Raw genomic sequence first — 3,488 nt, 5'->3', positions numbered from 1 at the left:
AAGAATAGCACTAGCTATTTAAATAGCTAGCGCTAAGAACTTTTTATATGAGTAGCCCCCACATTTGACAAAGAGCCTATAATGCAAATACCTCACTACTGGATACCCAATAGTGAGGTATTACGATTAGAATCGATGTCTAAATCCTGCATTAATTTGCCAATTTTGTTTTACCTTATGTTTCGTTGACCCTTGTGCTTCAAAATAAAATTGTTTATTTTCATCTTTACTTATATAGGATGCACCAAATCCATAAGTAAACCAACTATCTTGTTTCGATGGTTTTTCCACAGCCACTTCATTAAAGGTATGCGTTGTATCTCCCCATAACTCTCGTTCATGCATAATCTTAATATATGGATTAATATGTCCTGGTGCGATACTGTCTATACCAATTCTGGCACCGATACGCAGAACTAAACCTTTAAAATCATCTGTCACTGATGTTAATCCATGTTTCATGTGCATAGGATAACCACCAATGCTTTGATACGTCAATTGTGCTTCTGGTTCTATATAATACTTGCGTGTATCATTTTTCTTGAAATAGAAGCGTCTACCTAGTTCAACTGATCCGAGATACGATACAGTGTGCATAGTATCAGAAGATACATCTGTATGAGAACGGTTTATCATGTCGAACCCACCACGGTAATTAGCAATATGTCCCACAACATCAACATACATATTTGTTTTTGGATGCACCCAAGCGGAATACCCACCTATTGCAGCTTGTGTGAGTTTAATAGAGCCACTGAATTCATCTAGTGTGCCACGAGCCTGTAACATACCTACATTAAGTCCATGATAGGCAATCCATACTCCATGCTTTCTTTGCCAATCAAACCCACCTTGTATGCCGTGATAGTTATTGCTATATGTACCTATCTTTACATTTCCATCGCTACTATATTTACCACCAATTAACTTTACCCAAATGTCATTAGACTTGCGCATCTTTTTATCTAGGTGTATTTCCCCTAATCGTTGTACTAGTGTACCCATGGTAGCCAAATTACTTTGGTATATCATATTATGTAGTACTTCAACAGCCTGAGCTCCAGAACTCAATCGACCAGTAGGGTTTAAGTAAAAATCATTCTTTCCATCTGGTTCAATTTGGGCTATCTTTGAAGTTTCAGAATTAGATACAGTGAACTCATAGGCCCCTTGATCTGTAGTACCATACAGTAATTTATACTTAGCCTTATTGTCAGTCAAATCTCCTAAATTTTCTACAAGTTTTAAGTGTTCACGGCCCTTCGTTTTAGCTGTTCCATCGTCTTTATAGTCAATGTTATGAACCCCATCACTGCCTTTTCGAGTCACCAATCTATCAGAATCACCACTGACAATATTCCCGTTCATTTTCAGTGTGCCTGCATCCCCTATTAAATGTTTTACAGATACATTGACATACTTTTTAGCGCCTCCAAATTCTACAATGGCACCTTTGGTTAAATCCAAATCTTTCACCATAGAATCATTCGTGACTTTCCAGTGAGCGCCATTGCTCATAGTAAGATTAATCGCATTATTTGTGTTATCAATAACATCATTTTTTATGATGCCATGCTCATCAAAATACAATTTGCTTTTCTCGATAGAAGCTTCTGCCTCTGCAATCTTTTTCATAAGATTTTCTCTTACTTTAGCAGATAAGGTAGGTTTCTCTAGTGTTTTTTTCCAGCCCTCAATCTGTTTCTCAAATTTGTCAATATCCTGTGCCCGTAGGATGACATTATCATCAGCATCGACAGTTTCATCAAATAGATTCTGCTTCGATGTAAACTTTTCTTTACCTATATGAGCCTCGCCTTCAAAATAAGAGTCTTTATTACCTAAATTTAAATTAACGATACCACTATTATAGGCATGTATATCCCCTCTGATTTGAATCACTTTATCGGGTCCACCTACAATATCAACTTTGCTATTTTTTCCGTCCACATTAATAGCGTCTCCAATACTTTTAGGATTACCCTGCGCATCATATACAGGTGTTACATCTACAGTGAGATTTCCTCTAAATATGGCTTCTAATTTAGAATCATCGGGAATTGTATCCCGATCTCTTTTACTCGTCCTGGAAAAGAGACCAATCCCATAATTTTCTGCCTCTTCTTGACCATGTCTATCTATTTTTATATTCACATCACCATCAAACTCCATCACCGTCACAGTGGGGGTTTCTTTTTTTACAGCCGTTGATCTAACCGTATTATTGTAATGATTCACAGATATACCAAAAGCACGACTAGAAGCTGACCTAACATTCACATTCAATGTAGATCCTACTTCTGAATGTATATGATAGTGTCCTACAGCTGCACTATTATTGTACAATAGAATACCGCTTGTATGTTCATAAAGCCTTGGATCAGCTAAGGTGTTGATGGTATTCACCCCTTTAAATGTAATCGACGCAGCCGCAAGGCCCTGCTTTCCGGTACTATTCACACTGATTTGATCCTCTGTGTGAATCCCAGATGACATGATATGATTGTCAACGGTAACATCCTCAAATACAATATTATTCTCTCCAGTAACACCGCCATCAGATATCAAGATACTTGATGATGGCTCATAAGCTTTCTTAGAATTAAGTGAAAAACGATAGTCCCCTTCACGTAGTCCCACAACTGATGTATTGGTATTGAACGTACTAGATGGTCCATTGGAATCTTTTAATTTACCTTTAATCGTGATATTATTAGTGCCGCCCAATGCAGAAATTGCTAAAAAATTCAACGGTTTATTTTCCTTGGTTGCATCGTACGTATAAGACGTTTCCTTTCCAGGATTTGAATATACTACTGTATACCTGTCTCTTGTTATCACCTCTGCAGATACAGTCACCACATTTGTCAATAATGAAAGAGTAATACAAGATAGCAATACGTCATATCGTTTCATAATACACCCCATATACATATACACACTTACCCATACAGTCCGACCAAAATCTTATATTAGAACGCTTGAACACTTTTTCTCCTGTGTTTGCTAAAATAATGATAAGAATACACATACATATTATCATTAATAGCAACCAGTTTCAATCATTTTAGGCAAATTATTTCTTATATACTACCCCCCCGATTTTTACACGAATTGCATATTGTAAGTGCACTCATAACAACAACATACACTTCGCTTACACTATAAAAGGAGCATCTGTATAGCAGATAAACATTATATCTACACTAACCGCCTCCCTAAGGAACGCAGTTAGGCCTAGCAGCCTTCGTGGCGCCCTTACTGACCAAATAACACAAATACAAGAAGAGCACGACCTGCTCCGAACAAACATTATGAAATACCGTTTGTGAGGAGTATGCCGTGCTCTAACTATACTCTGAGAAACGCAGTTAGGCGTAGCAGCCTTCGTGGCGGTCCTTACTGACAAAAGGCTCTATAATAAATGTTGGGGCTACTCATATAAGAGTAGTCGCCAACATTCTTTTTTTGCAATAAAATAGACATAT

General features: G+C 37.4%; 1 protein-coding gene. It reads right to left on the bottom strand.

Going from position 1 to position 3,488, the window contains the following annotated elements; all coding sequences use genetic code 11:
* Positions 1–126 precede the first annotated feature (126 nt).
* Positions 127–2,916: an autotransporter outer membrane beta-barrel domain-containing protein gene (locus tag EO117_RS08980; RefSeq protein ID WP_164727566.1), complete on the bottom strand. Its 2,790-nt coding sequence runs from the start codon at positions 2,914–2,916 to the stop codon at positions 127–129.
* Positions 2,917–3,488 lie beyond the last annotated feature (572 nt).

Source organism: Veillonella sp. VA142, assembly GCF_003992135.1.
Taxonomy (GTDB): Bacteria; Bacillota; Negativicutes; order Veillonellales; family Veillonellaceae; genus F0422.
The sequence above is the reverse complement of the archived record's forward strand: the minus strand, read 5'-3'. Positions and strand labels throughout refer to the sequence as shown.

Bases quoted from the DNA above. Each gene is read 5' to 3' on its own strand.
- EO117_RS08980 (WP_164727566.1), bottom strand. From the start codon at position 2,916: ATGAAACGATATGACGTATTGCTATCTTGTATTACTCTTTCATTATTG.